Genomic DNA, 23,272 nt, shown 5'->3' with positions numbered 1-23,272 from the left:
TGTGCCGCCTGTTGCCTTTGCTGTAAGCTTAATTGATGAGCCAAGGTTAATTGATGTTGCACTGATTGTAGAAGCATTTGCGAGAGCTGCAACCTTCTTAACATTTACATTAAATGTTTTTGTAAGATTCTTACCTGTTGAATCAAATACTCTTACTGCATATTGATAGCTAACTGCCTTAGTTGGCTTATGTGTGCATGTTGTTGCTGTTGTTACGCCTGTAAGAGATGTCCAATCGAGGTCTCCGCGAAGTCTATAGAAATACTTATACTTATATGGTGCTGTGCCGCCTGTTGCCTTTGCTGTAAGCTTAATTGATGAGCCAAGGTTAATTGATGTTGCACTAATTGTAGAAGTATTTGCAAGAGCTGCAACCTTCTTAACATTTACATCAAATGTCTTTGTAAGATACTTACCTGTTGAATCAAATACTCTTACTGCATACTGATAGTTAGCAGCCTTAGTTGGCTTATGTGTGCATGTTGTTGCTGTTGTTGTGCCTGTAAGAGCTGTCCAATCGAGGGCACCACGAAGTCTGTAGAAATATACATACTTATATGGTGCTGTGCCGCCTGTTGCCTTTGCTGTAAGCTTAATTGATGAACCAAGATTGATTGATGTTGCACTGATTGTTGAATTGTTTGCAAGTGCTGTTGTAGTAGCCTTTACAGTAACTGTAAATTTCTTAGTTTGGCTATCGCCTGCTGCGTCAGTAACCTTAACTGCATAATAATATGTGCCTGCACTTGTTGGAGTATGCTTATAGCTTGTTGCCGTTGTTGTTTTAAGTGTTGTGTAGCTTGAGCTTGAAGGTGATTGGCATAAGTATGTATAAGTATAAGGAGCTGTACCACCTGTTGCTGCTGCCTTCATTGTTACAGAACTACCCTTATTGATAGTTGTAGCACTGATTGTTGAATTATTCTTGAGAGGTAATTGTGGATCTACGCCACCTTCTGCTGTATAAGTTTTAGATGTTGTAGCAGTTGCACCCTTTGAATCAGTGATAATGCACTTGATTATGTGCTTGCCGCTTGTAAGATTCCAAGTATAGCTGTCCTTAGAGGAGCTTGCCTGTACTGTTGTGCCATCAACGATGAACTCATACTTGTAGCCTGTTTCTGAACCACCGTAGCCGATACCCTTAAGTGTAAGAGCTGTGCCAGCCTCCTGAGGAGCAGAACGGTCAGCACCGAAGTTTACCTGAAGTGGAAGATCTTGATCTGGATCAGGAGGAGGTGGTGGTGTAGTACCGTTACCTATTCTTGCGAAAGAAGTTGTGATATTGTCTTCATCGCCCTTTTCAAAGCTGTTCTCTGGGTTAGATCCTGGATCTGACTGGTCTGCATTGTCGTTCATTGTAATATCATACGGAATGCAATCCATACCCGAAGCACCTGAACTATGAACGAAGAGAACACCAATACCGCTGTTTTCTATATCGCTCTTTGTTATACCAAGCTGGCTGAGCGGAATGGAAACTTCATAGTTGTAGTCCATTGTTGCACTGTTATGGCTCTTTGTATTAAAGTCTACCCAATCGGCAGAATCACTGCACATATCGCCGATTACACGATTATTATATTCGCCATAAGCACCGTTGATACCCCAAACCTCTTTGCTGAGTATGCCCTTGCCTGTTTTGTATACAATACCGGAGGTTGTGGAATTTCCAAGTTCTACCGGATTTATTCCTGTGCTGTCGCCGCCATAAATATAAGGACCGTTTTTACCAACACCTGATGACATAGCAATAACTCTGTTGAAGCTGCTTGTAACAGTTGTTTTGCAATCCCAAAGCGTGCCGCCTTTTTGAGTCTTACCATTGTTTCCGATAGCATCACTCTTGCCTGTGTCAATATAGATAAACATCGGAATATTATCAACCGTTGCATTTGAACCCATTGGGAAATTATCATCAGGAGCAACTACGTCCTGAACGTTTGTCATCTCTATCATAAGATAAAGATTTTTGTCGTCCCAAGCACCATAAAGTGCATAAGCATCATATGGGATTTCGTACATTGAGTTTGGACGGTATACACGAGGGTCATCATTAGCTGCACCCTGTGCAATAAGCATTGAGCTATTCCAATCAGAAACATCACCGTCAACTGTTATTGTCTTACTAGAACCCTTACCTACTGCATTTGTCTTATAGTAGCTTGCAAGTGATGAATTGCTTGCTGCTGTAGCTGCTACTGCTCTTGCAGCCGCCTTAGTTGAAAGTTTTTTAGTTGAAGATGTCTTCTTGACATATGTCTTCTTATAGGTGAATGTATAATTCTTTGTTGTACCCTTAGAATCTGTTGCAGTAGCTTTGATTGTTACATCAGAGTCACCGATTTTACCTTCGCCTATTGTAACCTTTGTTGCGCTTGTGAAAGTCTTTGTAGGACCGTTATCAACAGAATATGTACCTGATACGGCATTTGAAAGACCAAGTGTAACATCATAAGTTTCTGTTGTGAAAGAAGAGCCTGAAGCCTTATCGGCTGTTACAGTTGGATCTGTTGTTGGAGTAACTGATGTATAATTTTCCCACTTATTTCCAGCCTTAAAGATTTTTGAAGAATCGCCAATCTCAAGACCTGGTTCCATATCAGCAGGGTATCTGTTTGTTGCGGAATTTGTTCCATCAGAGAAAATTACTCTACCATTTACAAGATTATCCGGAACCTTATATTCATAAAGTCCATCAGCATTTTTTGTCATTGCAACACCTGGCCATGCAGCATTTTCTGTTGCTGAAGAAGCACTTACCTGAGTAGCTACTGCCTTAACTGATACAGTTGATTCTGACAAACTTTGCATAGCACTTGCATCCCATGGTTTTGCGTTATCGGCAGAACCATCAAGATAATAGCCTGTAACTCCGCTAAGTGTCAAATCGCCTGTCTGTGTACCATTACCATTATTAAATACAACACTTGTTGCTCCACTTGGTATTGAGATTTTGTAATTTGTTTGTCCAAATGGATTAGTTTCATAGCTGGACATCTGAGTTCCAGGCCATTCTGAACCACATGTTCCGCTATCATTGAAGAAGTATGCGTATACATTACCCCAGTTCAAACTGTCTGTAAAGCAAATATCACCAGTTGTTACTGTTGTACCGCCACCGCCGCTGCTTCCGCCGCCGCTTTCACCATATACATAAGCGTAAACATTGCTCCAGTTGTAGCTTGAGTTATCAAAGTAAATCTTTGTAACTGCATTCGGGTCTTTCTTTGTGTAGATATACTCTGCTGTTGCAGTAGAACCATCTGACTTGGTACCTGAGAGAGTAACCTTAACAGTACCGCCGACAGCAGTAGATGCACCTACTGTAATCTTCTGACCGTCTGTGTAAGAACCTGATGCACCTTCAGATGTTGTGTACTTAGCGTTTGTAACATCTTTAGCACCCAATGTAACAGAAAGTGTATCTGTGGTGAATGTTGTGCCTGTTGCAGGTGTTGCAGAAACGCTACCGCTTATAACATTTTTATAAACAACTGCGATACCCTTGTTACCAATCTGACCGCTAATCTGACCACCAGAAACTGTAAATGTGTTACCAGAAACATGGTCAGTATATGTGCCGTCCTTCATCTTGTTGACTTTAGCATTGATTTGCTGAGAGTTGCCGTTAATATTAACAATAACAACACCCTCTGTTCCACGCTCAACAAGAACATTATTACCGCTACTGGACATATACTCAGATTGTCCTACAAATGCGTTGTGGAACTTATTAACTTCAGCAACCTCTGGATTTTTCCAACTTGTGTTGCCACTTGCTTCACCCATCTGAGCATTAAAATTGCTTGGACGGACATAATACAACGCACAGAAAGCACGGGCTGCTACAATAGCCCATGCTCTGTTAATTTCATCTTGAGAGAACTTTGTAGATTCGCCTGTAAATCCATTAGCTGCATACGTATCATGAGATTCAGACCAAAGAACTATTTTATTTGCAGGTACTCCATTATATTTAAGTGAAGAATTAGCTGCCTCACCTATATTTCCATTTTTAACACCATAACGAGTTGCATTTCCTGATCTGTTGTCTGTAACGGCCATATACTTTGTGTAGTTAGTAATATCTGTTGCAGAGTCATCAAGAATTTCACCATAGCAGAAGATATTTACACCCTTAGATGCCGCATAATTATTAGCACCATTTATTACTGTTGGCCAAAAATCAGAAGCTCCGCCTGGATCTGTTGGAAGCTCAATATGCTTTGCAGCATCAAAACGGAAACCATCTGCACCGAGGTCGATACATTCTTTCAAGAGGTCTATTACAGCGTTCTGAACCTTCTTGTTACCTGTATTAAGGTCAGGCCAACCGCCGAAACCGTGTGTAAGGCTTGATGTATCTCCGTTACGATGCTGATTATTATAGTCAATACCAGTTGAACCATTCAAATGCCAGCAACTGTCATCATCACGGAATGTCGGGTCATTTTGGTCAGAAATATCAGCTCTGGTGTTACCAATATGACCAGTATTATTTGCCATATGGTTAGCAACAACGTCAACGATAACTTTAATTCCATACTTTTCAGCTTCGTCGCACATTGCTTTAAATTCAGCTTTTGTGCCGAACCATGGGTGTCCTTCAGGAGCGAAGCAGATTGTAGTAGGCTGATAAACCTTCCACCAACCTGTCTGATCACTGCCTTGTGAATAATCCTTAGGACGCTGAACAGGTGATGTCTGAACAGAAGTATATCCAGCTTCAGCAATATCCTTCATATTATTCTTAATAGCAGTAAATGACCAGTTCCAAGCATGAAGAATAACACCTTCTTCTGCCTTGTCCGCAAGACCATAATCATTAGCCGCAGAAACTTCCTCTGTCGGCTGAGTTGACATAAGAACAGTGAGCATAGATGCTGCCATAAGTAGCGACATAAATATGCTCATTACTCTTGTGCTGAATTTTGTTTTTGTTTTAAACAAATTTTTTCCCTCTTTCCTTTGTTGTTTAGTCAATTAGTTTGTTTTTAGCTACGAAAATAATTCCTTAGATAAGCTAAAATAAAAACCCCCAATAATTATTTACAGCTTATCACGAAACTACCTTTGATGGCTTCGTCAGCCCGGCGTAAATTCACCTCCATAACGCCTTTCAAATAGTTGATTAAACGGTGATTAAAGAACAAGTCTTTCCTTAATCTTCATATAAAAAGATAACCTTTTTCTGCCTTTTTTTAATTCCTTATTGTAATTATATGACTAAATTTCAGTATTTTGTATGGTTGACTAAATGGCACTTTTTTATTTTAGTTAATATGCTTAATAAATATGAATAAATAATGAATAAATTTTATCATTTAACTTAATTTCTTAACAATTTTCAAAAATTATCAACACAATTTAAAATCATAATTTTCTTTTTCAAATCAATTTATAAAGTGGATATAAAAAATATACAAAATCATTCATTATAAAGATATGATACATTATGAGCACTTTTCAAATATTCTCTTCAAATTAACTCCAAATAATTGCATTTAATAAATCTTGTTTATTGACATTATGCACATTAAAAGGTAGAATTATATTGTATTATCGGAATAGTATAAATACCTACTTTTCGATATAAACAATTCTCTTACATTATATGTTGTAAGAATTTCTAAATTAAGGAAGTGAAAATTTATGCCTGCTTTTGTTGAATTTCAAAATGTATTCAAAACCTATAAAATGGGGGAAATTGAGATAAATGCTGTCAATGATGTTTCATTTGCAATCAATGAGGGCGAATTTGCTGTTGTTGTAGGTCAGAGCGGTGCGGGCAAAACAACCATACTAAATATTCTTGGCGGAATAGACAACTGCTCAAAAGGAAGAATATTTGTTGGCGGTCGTGAAATAAGCCGATTAAGAGGTAAAGAATTGGCAGCCTATCGAAGATATGATATAGGTTTCGTTTTTCAGTTTTATAATCTTATCCCAAACCTAACAGCAAAAGAAAATGTTGAGCTTGCAACTCAAATCTGTAAAGACTCTCTCGATGCAGAAAATGTTCTCGTTGATGTTGGACTCGGACATAGAATCAATAACTTTCCCGCACAGCTTTCAGGTGGTGAACAGCAGAGAGTTTCAATTGCAAGAGCTTTAGCAAAAAAGCCTAAGCTCTTACTTTGTGACGAACCGACAGGTGCTTTGGATTTCAATACAGGTAAAAATATCCTCAAGCTTCTCCAAAGTAAATGCCGTGAGGACGGAATGACAGTTATTCTTATCACTCATAACTCAGCCATTACACCTATGGCAAACAGGGTTATAAGTATGCGAAGCGGTCAGGTTGTAAGCAACACCATCAATAAAGAGCCTATGAATGTTGAAGACATTGAATGGTAATCAGATGGCATTTATTGGAGGTGATATATAAAAATGAAATCTCTCAGAAAGAATATATTCCGAGAAATCTGGCAAACAAAGTCGAGGTTTATTTCAATACTTGCAATCATTGCTTTGAGTATCGGATTTTTCTCCGGAATAAAGTCATCTGCACCAAGTCTTATAAAGACGGCCGACGATTACTTTATTGATAATAATCTTATGGATTTCAGACTTGTTTCAACGGTCGGTTTTGATGATGACGATATTTCCGCAATAGAAAAAGCTGAAGATGTAATGCAGGTTATGCCGTCATATATGGCAGATGTCATTACAACTCTTGGAAATCACGATTCCGTTGTAAGAATACATTCTGTACCGGAATCCGAAAGCGGTACGCCAATCAATAAGCTTAATATTATTGAGGGCAGATTCCCGCAAAATTCTGGCGAATGTGTCATAGAAAATTCAACTCTCAGCTATGGCAATCTTAATATCGGCGATACACTAAAGATTCAGCCAAATGTCGGAGATACCAAAACAAGCACATATCTTAAAAAGACCGAATTTAAGATTGTCGGTAAGGTAGAATCTCCTATGTACATAACCTTTCAGCACGGCAATACTAATGTCGGAAACGGAACAATTTCATTTTTTGCAATGATTCCTGCGGAAGATTTCGCATATGAAAAATATACCGAGCTTTATGTCAAAACCAAGGCATCTGCCAGTGGATATTCAGCGATTTCCGACGATTATAAAAATATGATTAAGGACGAAACCACTACTTTTGAGAATCTCTCAAAAGATGCCGCAGAACGCTTTAACTCAGGCACTCTCGCAGACGCTAAAAAGAAATTAGCCGATGCTAAAAAAGAATATTCTGATAAAAAAGCCGAAGCAGAACAACAGCTTGCAGACGCTAAGAAAAAATTAGATGACGGACAAAAAGAGTTTGATGAAAAAATTGCCGCCGCTGAAAAAGAAATCAAAGAAAACGAACAAAAGCTAAAAGACGGCAAAGCAGAACTTGAGTCCTCTAAGAAAACTTATAATGAGCAAATCGCCGCCGCTGAAAAAAAACTTAAAGACGGTGAAGAACAGCTTAAAAATGGCAAGCAAGAATATCAGGACGGACTTGATAAGTATAACAAAGAAATCAAAGCAGCCCAGCAAAAAATTGATACTGCTAATTCTGAATATCAGGAACAATATAATAAATTTACCTACGAAACCAAACCTCAAGCCGAGGAAAAACTAAATGACGCAAAGGAACAGCTTAACAACCTTGATACACTTCTAACTGTTGCCAATGCTTCTTTAGATGTTTTGAAAAAAATTCCGGAGGAATATCTCACGGATTCACAAAAACAGAAAATCAAAGAGCTTGAAACAAAAATTGCTGAATACCAAAAGCAATATGATGAGGGTTTAGCTCAATACGAAGCTGGCAAGAAACAACTCAATGACGGCGAAAAAAAGCTTGCGGAGGCTAAACAAAAGCTTGATTCTGCTCAAAAAGAACTTGATACAAAGAGCAGTGAAGGTAAGGCTACTTTAGATACCGCCAAGGATAAAATCACAAGTGCAGAAAGTGAACTTCGTGAAGGCAAGCTTGAACTTCAAATTCAAAAACTTTCTGCCGAAGCAAAATTCAAAGATGCCGAGCAAGAAATATCTGACGGAGAAGAAAAACTCGCCGCAGGAAAAACAGAGCTTGAAACTCAAAAAACAGCCGGTCAAAAGAAAATTGATGCGGGTAAGTCTGAATATGAATCAGGCAAAAAAGAAGCCGAAGAAAAGCTCGCTGAGGGCGAAGAAAAAATCAAAGATGCAGAGGATAAAATCGCAGATATTCCTAAATATAAATGGTATGTATATAACAGAGATGACAACAAGGGCTATTCAGGACTTGGAGAAGACGCCGAAAGAGTCAACTCCGTTGCCGTTGTATTCCCTGTATTCTTCCTTATAGTTGCTGTTCTTGTCTGCATTACAACTATGACAAGACTTGTCGAGGAACGCCGAACAGAAATCGGTACACTAAAAGCACTTGGCTACACTCCGTTCTCAATTATAATGAAATATTTCCTATATGCTGCTATTGCGGCTATCTTAGGAAGTATCATAGGTTCGCTCATAGGTATTGCGACACTGCCAAGAATTATAGTTCAAACCTACGGCATACTTTATACTCTCCCAGAAATGCACCTTTCAGTAGATTATGGAGTTGTGTTAATATCATCAGCCGTTGCTATAATCGCAACCTGTGCAGTCGCAATATTCACTTGTGTAAAGGAATTAAAACTTAATGCCGCAACTCTTATGCGACCTAAAGCACCTAAACCAGGCAAGCGTATTCTTCTTGAAAAGATGCCATTCATATGGAAGCATATCAACTTCACATCTAAAGTTACAGCAAGAAATCTTTTCAGATATAAAGCAAGATTCCTTATGACAGTTATAGGTGTTGCAGGCTGTACAGCACTTATAGTTGCCGGTTTTGGATTGAAAGCATCTATTTCAGTTGTTGCAGAAAAGCAGTTCGGAGATATTACAAAATACAGTGCGGTTATGGCACTTAAAGAATCTGAACGCTATGAGAAGTGCAAGCCTCTACTTGATGAACTTTCAAAAGACAAGAACTTCTCAACTATACTCGCAAGTAACACAAGCAGTACAAAAGCTTATGTAGATTCTTCAAAGAAACAGCTTGAACTCAGCTGTATAATTCCACAAAATAATGAAGATTTCAAAAAGCTTATTGACCTAAGAACTCGTGTTAATAAAACACCTGTTGAACTCACAAACAAAGGCGTTGTAGTAACTGAGCGTATGTCAGATATACTTGGTGTAGGCATAGGCGATAAATTCACAATGCTTATATCTGATGAACCTTACGAGGTTACAATCACAGGCATTACTGAAAACTATGCAAGCAACTATATCTATATGATGCCCAGTTATTATGAGCAAATCACAGGAAATAATATTCGATATAACACCATTTATGCTCAGATAAACAATACAAATAGTGAGCTTGAAAGTTCTCTCGCAACTAAATGGATGAAAAATGATAATATTATTACAATAAGCTTTGTTTCTGATATTATCTCGTCTGTTGATGATATGCTTCAATCATTGAATGTTATCGTTCTTGTACTAATCATTTGTGCAGGTGCTTTAGCAACAGTTGTTCTCTATAACCTTACAAATATCAATATCGCAGAGCGTGTCAGAGAAATTGCTACTATCAAAGTGCTTGGATTCTATAATGGAGAAACTGCGGCATATATCTATCGCGAGAATATAGTTCTTACAATAGTAGGTGCAATAGTCGGACTTCTCTTAGGTTCAGTATTCACAAAATTTGTTGTAGAAACTATTCAGATGGATATGGTTATGTTCTCTAAAGAAAATAATCCAATGAGCTTTGTATGGGGTTTTGTACTAACAGCGGTATTCTCAGCAATAGTAAATATCATAATGTATCGCAAGATGAAAAAAATAGATATGGTCGAATCTCTGAAATCTGTTGAATAACCTCTCAAATAACAAAAATGACTTACCCGTTTTCGAGTAAGTCATTTTTCGCAGCGAGCCGCCGCTCCCAAGTCGCGTAATCGCTCGACAAGTCTCGCTCGCAATAAGTTAGGGAGGTTTATTCACGCGGAGGACTAATCTACCGATTAGTTAGCAAATTTTCCTAAGACGATTAAAAATTTCCCTCAAGGCGGCGAGCCGCCGCTCCCAAGTTGCGTAATCGCTCGACAAGTCTCGCTCGCAATGAGTTAGGGAGGTTTATTTACGCGGAGGACTAATCTACCGATTAGTTAGCAAATTCTTTAAGACAATTAAAAACTTGCAGGGTCGAGGGACGAAGTCCCTCGTGGGTTTTAAGGGCAAAGCCTTTAACATTCTTTACTCTACTAAGCGGCGGATAAAATTCGCCGCTATTTTTCTTTTAATATCAACGTCAGTTAAACAGGTCACCCTCTGCGAGGATTCCCTACAAAAAACATTCCGGTGGAATGTTTTTCTATCCTCCTACGCTTTGTGAAGTATAAAGTATTTCGCCGTCTGCGGACGTCGACAATGGCTTCGCCCTTGATCTACGAGCAACTTTCACCAGCAAAGCTGGTGTAGAAAAGGCTCGAGCGAAACTTTTAATTTTTTATCAAGCTAACATTTTTATGAATTTTTCTCTGTATTATTATTTTCAAAGTATTCTTTTACAAACTTAGGTAAGATTTTATATATCCCATATCCGATAATAATTCCAATCGAATTTAATATAACATCATCAATATCAACAGTGCGATAAAAACTATTAGTTGATATACAAATTATAAGCTGTGTCAATTCAATAGCAAGCGGAAATATCAAAGTATACACTAAATAATTATACCATCTTTTCCTCTTAACCATAAACGGTATAAAAATTCCATAAGGAATTGTCATAATTATATTTCCTATAATTTGTAAAACTATAGTCCATAATGTAGCATTTTCAAGAAGATTTGTAATCGTTGAAAATGGAACTAAAATTATACTTCTATCATTTATAGGCATTAGCTCTGGGTCAATAATTAGCGGAAAAATTGTAATTGAAACTACAACCGTCATATATACAATAAATAACGAAATCAGTATCTTTTTAGAACGATCTTTTTTAGTTATGCAAGAAACAATTATCCAAAAAATTAAAGCCACTATTCCAGAAAAAAATGCTAATGGTCTTCCTAAGGTCATAAAAGCACCTCTTAACACTTCTCTAATTAAAAACAACATTGCTATTATATAGTACCAAATCTTTTAGGTCAATTATCAAAATAACAGTTTTTTCTAAATAATCAATTACAATTATATAAAAACAAAACAATTCAAATCTTTTAGTAAAAAATTCTTTCAATATAATAAAATAGGCAAAAATAGTTGTATTTTGGCGAACGATTTATTATAATATAGTTTGGTTTGTTTAACCTATAAAAAGTAAAGAAGGGTTCAGCTTGTTTAGTAAAGAAATAGACTCATTATGTGATGCTGCTGTCAAAAAAAGCGATATGTCGAAAAATTCTCCGCTTAGATATATGACTTCAGCAATTATCGCAGGTTTTTTCATTGATGTTGCAATTATCCTATCTAATATCACCGCTGCGGTTTTTTACAAAAGTTCTCCTGAACTTTCAAAGTTTCTTGGTTCGATCTTGTTTCCAATAGCAATCGTACTTATAGTCTTTGTTGGCGGTGACCTTTTCACAGGCAACAATATGACTATGGCTTTTGGGCTTTATAACAAAAAAGTAAAGTTTGGCAGTGCTTTAAGAATCTGGGGTATGAGCTATATAGGAAACTTTATAGGAACATTTATCATTGGTGGATTATTAGTTTTAAGCGGTTGTGCAAGCGGAATATTAACTGATTACTATTCAGCAATCATACCGGGAAAATTAGAGCTTGACCCTTTGACATTATTTATCCGCGGAATACTTTGTAACTATCTTGTATGCCTTGCGGTATTCATTGGCACAAGAATGAAAACTGAAAGCGGAAAGCTTGTCATTATGTTCTGTATAATAACCGCCTTTGTCATTGCAGGTTTTGAACACTGCATAGCAAATATGGGAATTTTTACCGTATCAGGTTTCTTGCTCGGCGGACTTCCAACACAAGAAGTAATAAACAATTTTATATTCGTAACACTTGGGAATATGGTCGGCGGAGCAATCCTCTTTGCCCTACCGATACAGCTTGTAACAAAAAGAAAGTAACAAAAATGCTTGCAGAAAATCAACTCTGCAAGCATTTTTATTTAGTCATCATTTTTAATATTTGCTTTAGACATAAATTCCTTTGTAAAGCCTTTAATAGCTTCAAAGGTTTCTGCACTTATAACATGCTCTATTCTGCAAGCGTCCTCAACAGCAGTTTTCTCATTTACACCAAGGCGCATAAGCCAAGTAGAAATCCACTTATGACGCTCATACATAGTTTCAGCAATCTTTTTGCCCTTATCAGTAAGGGTTATATATCCGTCACCGTCAACATTAACATAGCCATTCTCACGAAGATTTTTCATAGCGACACTGACGCTTGGTTTTGAGAAACCAAGCTCGTTTGCAATATCAATAGAACGAACATAAGGATTTTTAATTCTCAACATTAGTATAGTTTCGAGATAATTTTCTGCAGATTCGTGAATTCTCAAATTTCTCACCTCTATTAGTGTAAAATTTTATAGATTATTTTTATTATTTTAACATAATTTTATGCAATATTCAAGTATCAATTATTACAAATGAAATGGAGCAGTACAAAATGAACTGCTCCATTCATTGAGTTTAAATTTTATTAACCAGCATCTGGTTCAAGAAGTCCATATGTGCCGTCATTTCTTATATAAACAACATTGATTTCGTTTGTATCACCATTTCTAAACATATAGAATTGATGTCCGATAAGGTTCATCTCAAGAATAGCCTCATCAATAGTTTGTGGCTTAACAGGAAAACGCTTTGTTCTGACGACCTTATATTCTTCCTCAATAGCTTCACTATCTGTTTCGTCAACCGGAGCGAAATATTGGTCAATAGAATCAGCACGCAAACGCTTACTAAGCTTAGCCTTATTCTTTCTGATTTGACCACCTAAAATATCTACAACGCTGTCGAGTGCATCGTTCATCTCTGACGCTGAACTTTCTGCACGATACAACATTCCATTATCTCTAATAGTAACCTCGACTACTTGGCGATTCTTTTCAACTGTTACAGTAACAGTAGCATTTGCATCTTCACTGAAAATACGCTCAAATTTGCCGAGCTTCTTGTTTACACGCTCTTTAAAATTGTCTTTTAGTGTGACCTTTCTTCCAACGATATTAACATTCATACTTAGTGCCTCCTTGATTAATCATTAGGACCTTTGCTAAGATAATTATATCACAATAAACAAAAAAAGAAAAGCATTTTTTTGAAAATTATCAGAATGTTATTAAATTTATCATAAATTACGAATTTATGAACTTGCCTCCTGCTATAACAGCCTTTGGCTTTTTCATAACATCAAGTGGAGAACCGTTAAAGAGTACAATATCAGCATCTTTTCCGACTTCTATTGAGCCTACCCTGTCATATATTTTACAAATTTTTGCCGTAGTTGACGTAATTGAACGAATAGCGTCATATTCGTCCATACCCTCACGAACTGCAACAGCCGCCGTCAATGGCAAAAATTGAATCGGAGTTTCCGGATGGTCGGTAATAATAGCAGTCTTAATGCCATTGTTGCTCATTATTCCAGTTGCCGCTCTGCTCAGATTTTTTAATTCGGGTTTACTTCTATCCGTCATATAAGGACCTGCAAGAACCGGAATATTTTCCTCTTTAAGTTCGTCAAGAATCATATATCCCTCTGTTGCATGAACTAATACTAAATCAAGATTAAATTCCTTTGCAATGCGTATCGCTGTAAAAATATCATCTGCCCTGTGCGCGTGAAAATGTGCAGGAATTTTTCTCTCTAAAAGTGGAATCAAAGCCTCGCATTTTGCGTCATATTCAGGTTCGTCAAGCTCGTCATCAGCCTGTGCCTTTGCTTTATCTTCCATATAGCGTTTAGCCTTATATAAAGTTTCTCGGATAAGTGCCGCCGTAGCCATTCTTGTAACAGGCATCTGACTTTTATCGTTATAAACACTCTTAGGATTTTCTCCAAGTGCAAACTTCATAGCCGCTGGAGCGGATATAATCATCTTGTCGATACGCTTACCATAGGTTTTGATTGCGGCAAATTGTCCCGCAATCGGATTTGCACTTCCCGGACCTGTCAGAACAGTTGTAATTCCGCCTTCTAAAGCCTCCTCAAAACCTCGGTCAAATGGATTTATAGCGTCAATCGCACGAAGCTGTGGTGTAATCGGGTCTGTGGATTCATTTCCGTCATCGCCCTCGAAGCAAAGTCCGTCCTCGAACATACCTAAGTGCGTATGTCCGTCTATAAAGCCCGGATAAGCACTTGCACCATCAGCATCTATAAATTCATCACCATTTGAAACATAGCTTAGCATATCCCCTATTTCAAAAATTTTTCCATCTTTAATTTTTATATAGCCATTTTCTACGATAGTATCTTTATCATTCATTGTGAAAATTTTTGCATTTATTATATCCATAAAATCCCCCATATTTAGAAACACGCAAGAAATAATCCTGCGTGTCGCTAAAATCAAATTATTTTTTTGTTTTTTCTTTATTTTTCATTTAAAGAAGTGTTATTATAACTTTTATAAAATCAGGTGTTCTTGTCTACCTGATGAAATTTTTTGAGGTTGCCGGTCTTGTTACTTCTCTTATCAAGCTCTGCCATAACATCTTCAACGGCGATACCTTGGTCAACCATCATAACGAAAAGGTGATAAATAAGGTCTGAAATTTCGAGAACTGTTTCGGAATTATCGCCATTTTTTGCAGCAATAATTGTTTCGCTACATTCCTCGCCAACCTTTTTAAGAATCTTATCTAAACCCTTATCAAAAAGATAGCAAGTATAAGACCCCTCTTGCTTATTGGATTTTCTGTCAAGAATTGTTTCATAAAGTGCCTTTAATGTATCGTTTGTCATTTTAATCATACCTCTCATTATTTTAAAGTAAATCCCTAAAGAAACAGCTATGACTTCCGGTATGGCAAGCCGCTCCTGTTTGTTCAACCGTTACAAGCAGTGTATCCTTATCGCAATCACCCTTGATAGAAATAACCTTTTGAAGATGTCCAGAAGTTGCACCTTTATTCCAAAGTTCCTGTCTTGAACGACTATAAAACCATGTATAGCCTGTTTCAAAGGTTTTACGCATAGATTCACGGTTCATATACGCAAGCATAAGAACCTCTCCTGTATCTTTTTCCTGAATTATCGCAGGAATAAGCTCAGATTTCTGAAAATAATCCTCTATAAAATCAAGATTGCTGGTAGTCATAGCTTGCACCCTTTCCCTTGTTTTCGGCAGCATGAGCAATTTCAACAGCTGCTCTTAAATCAAGACTTCCTGAATAAATCGACTTTCCGCAGATTGCGCCATAAACATCAAGGTCAGTAAGATTGATAATATCCTTGAGGTTGGCGACACCGCCAGAAGCAATAATTCTGCAAGAAACAGCCGCTTTAAGCTCATCAAGCTGATTAAGATTAGGGCCTGAAAGCATACCGTCCTTAGAAATATCCGTGAAAATAATACAGCTTACACCAATTTGCTCCATACGCTTTGCAAGTTCTGTAAAGCTGATTTCTGATGTATCAGTCCAGCCCTCAGCAGAAACCATTCCGTTGAGTGCGTCAATTCCTACGGCAATCTTTACGCCGTATTCCTTTACAGCCTCTTTTACAAGCTCCGGATTCTTAACAGCCGCAGAACCAAGAATAACTCTGTCTATGCCTTGGCTAAGATAATACTCTATAGAAGCCATATCACGAATACCGCCGCCGACTTCTATATGAAGTGAAGTATTCTTTCGGACATCAAGTATAACTTTGGAATTTTTTCTTTCGCCGTCCTTAGCACCATCAAGGTCTACCATATGCAGCCATTTTGCACCCTGCTCAGCAAAGCTTTTTGCAGTATCAACTGCATTTTCAGCGACCTTATGAACGGTAGAAAAATCGCCCTTATATAGACGAACACAAGCACCATCTTTAATATCAATAGCAGGTAAAATAATCATTAAAAACCACCCTTTCTATGGGGCTTACCCACAAACTGTTTAATTATTAATTTTAAAATATTTTATTTATATAATTTTATTGTTTGCTCTATTTTTAACAAACTCTACCATCTTTTCATCTTTGCAAAGACCACATAAAAAGTCTAATGAAATTTTTTGCATTGAATCCAATAGTAACCAAGAAACATTCTCTTCAGATTTATATATTTCTGGTATGTAGTTCTGTATATCTTTTTCATCAGGTGAAAAAGATATACTTTTGCCTTTATAATCATATTTTTCGACATGACACAAATAGCAAATGCTATCATCATTTCCTAATGTTAAAAGCACATAATCTGGCTTGCTAGCAATGGGTACATGAGTTGAATATGTTACTTTACCATTTACTACAAAATATCCTAAATATATAGATGAAATATCCATACTGCTTAATCTTGGATCTTTATCCTCAGATAACTTTAACATACGAATTTCCATAATTATTCTCCTTTAAATTTAAGAAAATACATTTTTATCAAAGAACACCCTTTGTCGAAAGAGTTCCCTTGCCTGTTTCTTTCACAGCCACAGCAAGAGCGTGTGCAACAGCCTTATAAATACCCTCTGTTGCATGATGTGAATTTGTGCCGTATAACAGCTTAATATGAAGTGTAATTCCTGCGTTGAAAGCCAAGGCTCTCATAAATTCCTCTGTCATACAGGAATCATAACCGCCCATTCTCTCCTCTTTGAATTCAGCATCAAAAACGAGGAACGGTCTGCCACTTATATCAAGCGAACAAAAAGCAAGTGATTCGTCCATCGGAATATAGAATGAACCGTATCTTGCGATACCCGACTTATCTCCGAGAGCTTCTCCGAGTACCTTTCCGAGAACGATAGCAGTATCTTCAATAGTATGGTGACAGTCAACCTCAAGGTCGCCCTTTGTTTTAACCTCAAGACCAAAACCGCCATGAACACCAAATGCTGTAAGCATATGGTCGAAAAAACCTATTCCTGTATCAATCTTTACATCTCCGCCGTCAAGATTGAGCGAAACTGAAACATTCGTTTCCTTTGTAACTCTTTCGAGCTTTGCACTTCTCATTTTTTAAGCAACCTCCTTTACTGTCGGTTTTCCGATTTAGCCTAACTTCGCAAAAAACTTTTCAAGAACTTCAAGAACGATTTTATTTTCTTCCTCTGTACCTGTTGAAATTCTGATGTGGCCGTCCTTAAACAAACGGATAGCTATACTATTTTCAGCAAGGAAGTCTGTAATCTCTTTTGATAAATCAGTCTTTATATATAAGAAATTAGTGCAAGTCGGATAAACAGTCATTGGCACAGAATATTTCTCTTTCAATGCCATAATTCCATTATACAGTGATTTTGTTAAAAATATAAGGCTTTTACGGGAATTTTCCAAAATTTCTGTATTTTTATATATAATTGTACCGATTGCCTGCGAAATTGAGTTCACATTGTACGGTGCTTTAACACTTCTAAGTGCTTTTGTAATAGTTTCATTAGCTATTGCAAAGCCTAAACGCAATGACGCTGAACCAACAGCCTTAGACGCTGTCTTTAAAATGATAAGATTATCATACTTTTCAACTTCATCTAAGAGTGATTCATTCCAGAAATCCATATATGCTTCATCAAGAACAACCATAGCATTAACGCTTGTAATCAGTTTTCGCATATCTTCCTTAGACGCACCCAAACTTGTCGGATTGCAAGGGTTCGATAGAATAATCAAAGCGACATTTTCTTCATTAGCTTTTTTGATAACCTCATCAACATTGAATGTTAAGTCATCATTCTTGCTTGCTGTAACAACTCTATGACCGCCTGTTGCGGCATAAAAGCCATACATTGAAAAATCAGGATTTACTGTCAAAACAACTCCGTCATCTTCAATCATTGTATAAACTATAAGAGAAATAAGTTCATCAGAACCATTTCCAGCGGTAACTGTTTTCGGAGAAAGCTTATAGTAATTTGAGAAAGCCTTTATAAGTTCAGATGCTGTTGGGTCAGGATAGCGGTTAAACTGAACATTTTCAATAGCCTTTTGAATATCAGCTTTTAATGATTCAGGAAGCTGATAGCAAGATTCATTCGCATCAAGGCGAATATTATATGTACCACTTATAGGCTCATAAGGTTCAAGCGAACGAACCTTTTCGCATAAAATATATGACATAAAAATCATTCCTTTTGATAAAAATTAAAAGTTTCGCTCGAGCCTTTTTAAAGGCTCGTAGTTTCCAAAGGCAAAGCCTTTGGTGGGTTTTAAGGACAACGCCCTTAACATTCGATAAATAACGGGAATCCTTACGGATTCCCGTCTGGAAAGCTTGTTCTTATTTCTTTCTAACAATAATAGAATTTGCGTGAGCGGTTAAGCCCTCTGTGTTCGCAAATCTTATAATGTCATCGCTGTCATTTTGGAGAGCGTCCTCTGTATAGTAAATAAAGCTTGATTTCTTAACAAAAGTATCAACAGAAAGCGGTGAGAAAAATCTTGCTGTACCTGACGTTGGAAGAACATGGTTAGGGCCTGCAAAATAATCTCCAAGCGGTTCCGGAGAATAGTTACCCAAAAATACAGAACCTGCATTATCAAGCTTGCCGACATACTCCATAGGATTTTCACAGCAAACCTCAAGATGTTCAGGGGCAAGCTCATTTGCAAGCTCTATTGCTCTCTCCATAGTGTCACAAACGATAATAACACCGTAGTTATCGAGAGAATATTCAATAATATCCTTTCTTGAAAGTTCCTCAACCTGTCTGTAAATTTCTTTTGTTGTATCCTCTGCCAATTTATCAGAAGTTGTAATAAGAATAGCAGAAGCGAGCTTATCGTGTTCAGCCTGACTCATAAGGTCAGCCGCAAGGAATTTTGGATTTGCACTTTCGTCTGCAAGAACGAGAATTTCGCTTGGACCTGCAATCATATCAATATCAACTGTTCCGTAAAGCAATTTCTTTGCAGTAGCAACAAAGATATTACCAGGGCCGACAATCTTATCAACCTTAGGAACGGATTCTGTACCGTATGCAAGAGCCGCAACAGCCTGAGCGCCACCCATAAGGAAAACTCTGTCAACGCCTGCAATGGCTGCGGCTGCCATAATATCTGGATTAGGCTTGCCGTCCTTGCCAGGAGGAGTTACCATAATAAGTTCAGAAACTCCGGCAATTTTTGCAGGAATAGCATTCATAAGAACAGATGACGGATAAGCTGCTGTACCGCCCGGAACATAAAGACCTACACACTTTAAGCCACGAATACGCTGTCCCATAATAACACCGTTGTCTTTAGTTGTAAGCCAGCTTTGTTGTTTCTGTCTTTCATGGAAATTGCGAATATTATCAGCAGCCTTTTTAAGAGTTGCAATAAATTCAGGGTCACAATTAGCAGTAAGGGCTGTAAGCTCTTCCTTTGGAACTTCAAAAGCATCAGGAGCCTTACCGTCAAATTTAACAGTATACTCACGAACAGCTTTGTCACCGTTCATCATAACATTATTGATGATTTCACTTACTGTTTCTGTTACATCTTTATTGGTGTTACGGCTTCTTTCGCCGAGTTTTGCAAGAAATTCTACTTCTTGAACACCATCTGCTTTAATTTTTCTAATCATGAGGATTTTCTCCTTTCCTCTTCCATCTTTTGTGCCAATGCCTCAATTTCTGCTTTTCTAAGCTTCAGACTTGCTGTATTTGCAATAAGTCTTGCAGAAATCTGAGCGACATTATCCTCTATAATAGTAAGTCCGTTTTCTCTGAGAGTAGAACCTGTTTCAACTATATCAACAATAGCGTCTGCAAGTCCGAGAAGCGGCGCAAGCTCAACAGAGCCTTCAATCTTGATAACTCTTATATCCATACCCTTGCCCTCGAAAAAGTTTCTTGCGACATTAGGATATTTAGTTGCGATAGTTTTTTCGCCATAACCTGAGAAAAATTCCTCAGCACTTCTTCCACCCTTACCTGCAAGTGCAAAACGGCACTTACCAAAGCCAAGGTCGAGTATCTCAAAGAAACAACTACCGTTTTCCATAATTGTATCTTTTCCGACAACGCCTAAATCGCATACACCATTTTCTACATATGTAATAACATCGGCAGCCTTTGCAAGAACAACCTCAATATCTCCGTCGCCTATCGGAAGAATGAGCTTTCTGCCCTTTTCACGAACGGCTGTGCAGTCATATCCTGCCGATTCAAGCAAGCCTATTGTATCCTTTTCAAGTCTGCCCTTTGTAAGAGCAATTCTTAATGGCTTCATATATATAAAATCCTTTCAAATCTTAATTTAAGAGAACAGTTTCGACTTCTTCATTAACGAAATCGATTCTTACTATGCCTTTTTTCTTTGCATATGCAATAGCTTCATCTCTTGTAGAGAATACGCTGTTCTCGCAGATAAGTCCACTCTGTGTAAGAGCCTGATAATGCTTGATAGACTTAACCTCAAAGCTATTATCACCATGAACAAGTACATCAGGCAATGGTTTCATCTTAATCTGACCTCTTGAAAGCATAACCTTTGCAAGAGCGTCTACATTTATACCAAAACCACTTGCAGGCATAGATGAATCAAAAATATCAAGCAACTTATCATAACGACCACCGATAAGTACAGGCTCGCCTGAACCCTCAACATAGCCTGAGAAAACTATATCACTGTAATAGTCGTTTCTTTGGGCAAGTCCGAGGTCAATCATAAGCCTTTCACCAAGACCAAACTTTGTAAGGCAATCATAGATTTCCTTGAGATACTCAAGGGGACGAAGTGCGTCCTTATCATCACAAAGCTCAGACGCCTCGTTAAGAACTTCCTCACCGCCAAAAAGTCTTGGCAATCTTCTGATTGCTGCAACAGCCTTAGTTTGCTCAAGAGTATCAAGAAAACTATTAAGTGCGGAATAGTTCTTTGCCTCGATGAATGAATGTATATCTTCGCGCTCATTATCAGATACAGGCAGCTTATTCAAAAGAGCCTTAAAGAAACCGGCGTGACCAAGTTCTATTCTAAAATCAGGAACACATCTTGTCAATGCCTCAATAGCAGTAGTAATAATCTCAAGGTCTGCACGCTTTCCAGAAACACCCAAAAGCTCTATACCAGTCTGCATAACCTCGTTGCTTCTGCCTGTCAGACCACGATTATTTCTATAAACTCTCTGATTGTAATAAAGTCTGATTGGCAAAACTTCATTTTGAAGTCTTGTAGCAGTCATTCTTGCTATCGGGAGAGTTGAGTCCGGGCGAACAACCATAAGTCTGCCCTTAGAATCGCTCAATTTAAACATATTTTCCTGCGGAATCAATGCAGCAGGATTTGAGAAAACATCATAAAATTCAACTCCGGGAGTCAGAACTTCATGAAATCCTCTCTGAGAAAAGACCTCGCCCAAAATATGTGAAACTGTCCTTGTGGAAAGGCATTCCTCAAAAAGAAAATCCTTTGTACCCTCAGGAGTAATTTTGCTGTAATTTTTCATAATATACCTCATCTCAATTTCGTGCTTTTACTTTAGCACGCTAATGTAATAATAGGATAACACAAGCATATGATTTTGTCAACCATATTCTTGCATTAAATAAATCTTTCAACCAGCAAGGTCATAAATGATTTCTTTAGTATTGCAGTTTATAGAAGCAGTTATGGTATGACCACCTAAAATATTAGTATCTTCAAAGTTGCCGTTTATAACTATTGTAATTTCATCATCGCTCTCAAAAATATCAATGTCATCTACACTGAGATTTTTCTTTATGTACTCTATGCTTATTGAATTGCCATCTGAATCTTTTTCATCCCAATTATCACAGAATTTCTTTGCTTCATCATAATAATCGCTCAATATCTTTTCTTGATTATCATAAATTTCCTCCAGGCTTTTTAAATATAAAGTCTTAAATTTATCATTATAATCAATAATATATATTGAGGGATTAAAATTTCCAAATGGTAGGCTAAAACATTCGCAATAAAGCTCATTAGTCTTTGAGTCTTTTTCAAAAGATACCTTACCGAATTTATCATTTTCTATTATTTCAGTCGATATAAATTTTTCACGATATTCCTTAGCTTCTTTATTCGCTGTTTTTACCTTATGATTCAATAATAATGCACTTATAATCCACCAAACAATCACCGATATTATAAATCCAAGTAAAGACCTATCATCTTTAGTTTTTATAATAATAAATATAGATAAATGGAGCAAAAGTCCCACTATAATCCATATCACTGAAAGTATCTTTTTTATTTTTTTCATAAAACTTATTCTCCACACATACTCAATTTACTTATATACTACATTCAACAATTACTCCAAATGTGCATTATAGTTTATATATAGTAGGTAGTCTGCCATCAGTGTATGTATAACTGTTTCATAGCTATCAAATATAGTATTTGTGCGATTATAAAACAACTTGCTAAGTTCATTTTTATCTGAAAGGTTCAAATCATCGGGAAGGATACATAATAATGACAGATTAGGGTTAGTTTTAAAGCTGTAATTTTTGCTTATAAAAGCATTATCCAGAATATAAATTCTAAGCTTGTTATCTTTAATAAAGCCTTTAAAATTCATTGCATTATATAAGAAATTCAAAAGCTCATCATTCGGTTTATTACCAATATTAAAAGCTGTCAATGTATATTCTTTATCCAGCCTATCAAGAAAATCACTGCCATCAGCACAAATTATTTCGCAATACTTTTCAGCATTTTTAATCTTATAGAACTTAGAAAGCATATATTTTCTCCAAGGAATATAAACCGCAGCTGCTGCATAAACCCCAAGCGGTGCAAAAATCACAAATCCAGTATAGCACATAAATCCAATAACTGCCACACATACAAGTAAACTAATTATAAAAACAATTATTGCTTTCCAAACATCTGATTTTTTCTCAAATATTATTGCCTCTGCAAAATTATCATATCTTATTGAACTTTCAAATTTTCTACGCCTGAAAAATATTATAATAGGCGAAAGGAACATAATAGCCCCTGCAAAAATTGCAGTGAAAACAATCGTTGCATAAACTGCATCGCCCTTTAAATTAAGCAAACCAAAAAAGCAGACAATAAGTACAAAATCAATAAACAGCACTGCCAAACCTATAAGTTCCCAAAACAAATAAGGGTGTCTTTGACTAAATTTCATATTATCACCAAATTTTCAAATAATATT

At 37.1% G+C, this 23,272-nt stretch carries 19 protein-coding genes; 3 read left to right on the top strand and 16 right to left on the bottom strand.

Going from position 1 to position 23,272, the window contains the following annotated elements:
- Positions 1-4,953 (bottom strand): starch-binding protein (locus tag ACLU24_RS03745; RefSeq protein WP_412610427.1); only part of this gene is annotated, 4,953 nt, incomplete at its 3' end.
- Positions 4,954-5,655: 702 nt separating this feature from the next.
- Between ACLU24_RS03745 and ACLU24_RS03740 the strand changes: the two genes are divergently transcribed.
- Positions 5,656-6,360: an ABC transporter ATP-binding protein gene (locus ACLU24_RS03740; RefSeq protein ID WP_412610426.1), complete on the top strand. Its 705-nt coding sequence runs from the start codon at positions 5,656-5,658 to the stop codon at positions 6,358-6,360.
- Between the two features lie 33 nt (positions 6,361-6,393).
- Positions 6,394-9,882, top strand: coding sequence for an FtsX-like permease family protein (locus tag ACLU24_RS03735; protein ID WP_412610424.1), 3,489 nt, complete (start codon positions 6,394-6,396; stop codon positions 9,880-9,882).
- Positions 9,883-10,530: 648 nt separating this feature from the next.
- Here ACLU24_RS03735 and ACLU24_RS03730 read toward each other — a convergent pair.
- On the bottom strand, positions 10,531-11,091 hold the full coding sequence (locus tag ACLU24_RS03730) for a VanZ family protein (RefSeq protein WP_412610423.1): 561 nt from the start codon (positions 11,089-11,091) through the stop codon (positions 10,531-10,533).
- Between the two features lie 257 nt (positions 11,092-11,348).
- Between ACLU24_RS03730 and ACLU24_RS03725 the strand changes: the two genes are divergently transcribed.
- Complete coding sequence (locus tag ACLU24_RS03725; protein WP_412610421.1) at positions 11,349-12,110, top strand: formate/nitrite transporter family protein; 762 nt, start codon at positions 11,349-11,351, stop codon at positions 12,108-12,110.
- A 41-nt stretch (positions 12,111-12,151) separates the two neighbouring features.
- On the opposite strand, the gene ACLU24_RS03720 is transcribed toward ACLU24_RS03725, so the two are convergent.
- The 14 genes from ACLU24_RS03720 to ACLU24_RS03655 form a co-directional block, all read right to left on the bottom strand.
- The gene (locus ACLU24_RS03720) at positions 12,152-12,547 is read right to left on the bottom strand and encodes a metal-dependent transcriptional regulator (protein WP_412610419.1); all 396 of its coding nucleotides are present in this window, start codon (positions 12,545-12,547) and stop codon (positions 12,152-12,154) included.
- A gap of 143 nt (positions 12,548-12,690) precedes the next feature.
- On the bottom strand, positions 12,691-13,230 hold the full coding sequence (gene hpf, locus ACLU24_RS03715) for a ribosome hibernation-promoting factor, HPF/YfiA family (protein ID WP_412610417.1): 540 nt from the start codon (positions 13,228-13,230) through the stop codon (positions 12,691-12,693).
- Positions 13,231-13,348: 118 nt separating this feature from the next.
- Positions 13,349-14,512 carry an amidohydrolase gene (locus tag ACLU24_RS03710; protein ID WP_412610416.1) on the bottom strand — a complete coding sequence of 388 codons (1,164 nt, stop codon included), beginning with the start codon at positions 14,510-14,512 and terminating at the stop codon, positions 13,349-13,351.
- Between the two features lie 119 nt (positions 14,513-14,631).
- Positions 14,632-14,961, bottom strand: coding sequence for a phosphoribosyl-ATP diphosphatase (hisE, locus tag ACLU24_RS03705; RefSeq protein ID WP_412610415.1), 330 nt, complete (start codon positions 14,959-14,961; stop codon positions 14,632-14,634).
- Between the two features lie 22 nt (positions 14,962-14,983).
- Positions 14,984-15,316, bottom strand: a complete 333-nt coding sequence (gene hisI, locus ACLU24_RS03700) for a phosphoribosyl-AMP cyclohydrolase (protein WP_412610414.1) — start codon at positions 15,314-15,316, stop codon at positions 14,984-14,986.
- Positions 15,297-16,058 carry a 1-(5-phosphoribosyl)-5-[(5-phosphoribosylamino)methylideneamino]imidazole-4-carboxamide isomerase gene (gene hisA, locus ACLU24_RS03695; protein WP_412240826.1) on the bottom strand — a complete coding sequence of 254 codons (762 nt, stop codon included), beginning with the start codon at positions 16,056-16,058 and terminating at the stop codon, positions 15,297-15,299. The genes hisI and hisA overlap by 20 nt, the downstream gene beginning before the upstream one ends.
- Before the next feature lie 66 nt (positions 16,059-16,124).
- Positions 16,125-16,538: a hypothetical protein gene (locus tag ACLU24_RS03690; RefSeq protein WP_412610412.1), complete on the bottom strand. Its 414-nt coding sequence runs from the start codon at positions 16,536-16,538 to the stop codon at positions 16,125-16,127.
- A gap of 37 nt (positions 16,539-16,575) precedes the next feature.
- The gene (gene hisB / locus ACLU24_RS03685) at positions 16,576-17,151 is read right to left on the bottom strand and encodes an imidazoleglycerol-phosphate dehydratase HisB (RefSeq protein ID WP_412610411.1); all 576 of its coding nucleotides are present in this window, start codon (positions 17,149-17,151) and stop codon (positions 16,576-16,578) included.
- 36 nt (positions 17,152-17,187) lie between these two features.
- Positions 17,188-18,252: a pyridoxal phosphate-dependent aminotransferase gene (locus tag ACLU24_RS03680; protein WP_412610409.1), complete on the bottom strand. Its 1,065-nt coding sequence runs from the start codon at positions 18,250-18,252 to the stop codon at positions 17,188-17,190.
- Between the two features lie 160 nt (positions 18,253-18,412).
- Positions 18,413-19,699: a histidinol dehydrogenase gene (gene hisD / locus ACLU24_RS03675; RefSeq protein ID WP_412610407.1), complete on the bottom strand. Its 1,287-nt coding sequence runs from the start codon at positions 19,697-19,699 to the stop codon at positions 18,413-18,415.
- On the bottom strand, positions 19,696-20,346 hold the full coding sequence (gene hisG / locus ACLU24_RS03670; protein WP_412610406.1) for an ATP phosphoribosyltransferase: 651 nt from the start codon (positions 20,344-20,346) through the stop codon (positions 19,696-19,698). The genes hisD and hisG overlap by 4 nt, the downstream gene beginning before the upstream one ends.
- A 22-nt stretch (positions 20,347-20,368) precedes the next feature.
- A complete protein-coding gene (gene hisZ, locus ACLU24_RS03665; protein ID WP_412610404.1) occupies positions 20,369-21,565 on the bottom strand; it encodes an ATP phosphoribosyltransferase regulatory subunit in 1,197 nt (398 codons plus the stop codon).
- Positions 21,566-21,673: 108 nt separating this feature from the next.
- Positions 21,674-22,345 (bottom strand): hypothetical protein, encoded by a 672-nt coding sequence (locus tag ACLU24_RS03660; RefSeq protein ID WP_412610402.1) that lies wholly within the window; start codon positions 22,343-22,345, stop codon positions 21,674-21,676.
- A gap of 51 nt (positions 22,346-22,396) precedes the next feature.
- A complete protein-coding gene (locus ACLU24_RS03655; protein ID WP_412610401.1) occupies positions 22,397-23,245 on the bottom strand; it encodes a hypothetical protein in 849 nt (282 codons plus the stop codon).
- Between the last annotated feature and the right edge of the window lie 27 nt (positions 23,246-23,272).

The organism is Pseudoruminococcus sp. (assembly GCF_047012705.1).
In the GTDB taxonomy this organism is placed as follows: domain Bacteria; phylum Bacillota; class Clostridia; order Oscillospirales; family Acutalibacteraceae; genus Pseudoruminococcus.
The sequence above is the reverse complement of the archived record's forward strand: the minus strand, read 5'-3'. Positions and strand labels throughout refer to the sequence as shown.

What these genes read in the sequence shown, in the direction of transcription:
- ACLU24_RS03740 (WP_412610426.1), top strand. Translation starts at nt 5,656, where the DNA reads ATGCCTGCTTTTGTTGAATTTCAAAATGTATTCAAAACCTATAAAATG.
- ACLU24_RS03735 (WP_412610424.1), top strand. Translation starts at nt 6,394, where the DNA reads ATGAAATCTCTCAGAAAGAATATATTCCGAGAAATCTGGCAAACAAAG.
- ACLU24_RS03730 (WP_412610423.1), bottom strand. Translation starts at nt 11,091, where the DNA reads ATGACCTTAGGAAGACCATTAGCATTTTTTTCTGGAATAGTGGCTTTA.
- hpf (WP_412610417.1), bottom strand. Translation starts at nt 13,230, where the DNA reads ATGAATGTTAATATCGTTGGAAGAAAGGTCACACTAAAAGACAATTTT.
- ACLU24_RS03710 (WP_412610416.1), bottom strand. Translation starts at nt 14,512, where the DNA reads ATGGATATAATAAATGCAAAAATTTTCACAATGAATGATAAAGATACT.
- hisE (WP_412610415.1), bottom strand. Translation starts at nt 14,961, where the DNA reads ATGACAAACGATACATTAAAGGCACTTTATGAAACAATTCTTGACAGA.
- hisI (WP_412610414.1), bottom strand. Translation starts at nt 15,316, where the DNA reads ATGACTACCAGCAATCTTGATTTTATAGAGGATTATTTTCAGAAATCT.
- hisA (WP_412240826.1), bottom strand. Translation starts at nt 16,058, where the DNA reads ATGATTATTTTACCTGCTATTGATATTAAAGATGGTGCTTGTGTTCGT.
- ACLU24_RS03690 (WP_412610412.1), bottom strand. Translation starts at nt 16,538, where the DNA reads ATGGAAATTCGTATGTTAAAGTTATCTGAGGATAAAGATCCAAGATTA.
- hisB (WP_412610411.1), bottom strand. Translation starts at nt 17,151, where the DNA reads ATGAGAAGTGCAAAGCTCGAAAGAGTTACAAAGGAAACGAATGTTTCA.
- ACLU24_RS03680 (WP_412610409.1), bottom strand. Translation starts at nt 18,252, where the DNA reads ATGTCATATATTTTATGCGAAAAGGTTCGTTCGCTTGAACCTTATGAG.
- hisD (WP_412610407.1), bottom strand. Translation starts at nt 19,699, where the DNA reads ATGATTAGAAAAATTAAAGCAGATGGTGTTCAAGAAGTAGAATTTCTT.
- hisG (WP_412610406.1), bottom strand. Translation starts at nt 20,346, where the DNA reads ATGAAGCCATTAAGAATTGCTCTTACAAAGGGCAGACTTGAAAAGGAT.
- hisZ (WP_412610404.1), bottom strand. Translation starts at nt 21,565, where the DNA reads ATGAAAAATTACAGCAAAATTACTCCTGAGGGTACAAAGGATTTTCTT.
- ACLU24_RS03660 (WP_412610402.1), bottom strand. Translation starts at nt 22,345, where the DNA reads ATGAAAAAAATAAAAAAGATACTTTCAGTGATATGGATTATAGTGGGA.
- ACLU24_RS03655 (WP_412610401.1), bottom strand. Translation starts at nt 23,245, where the DNA reads ATGAAATTTAGTCAAAGACACCCTTATTTGTTTTGGGAACTTATAGGT.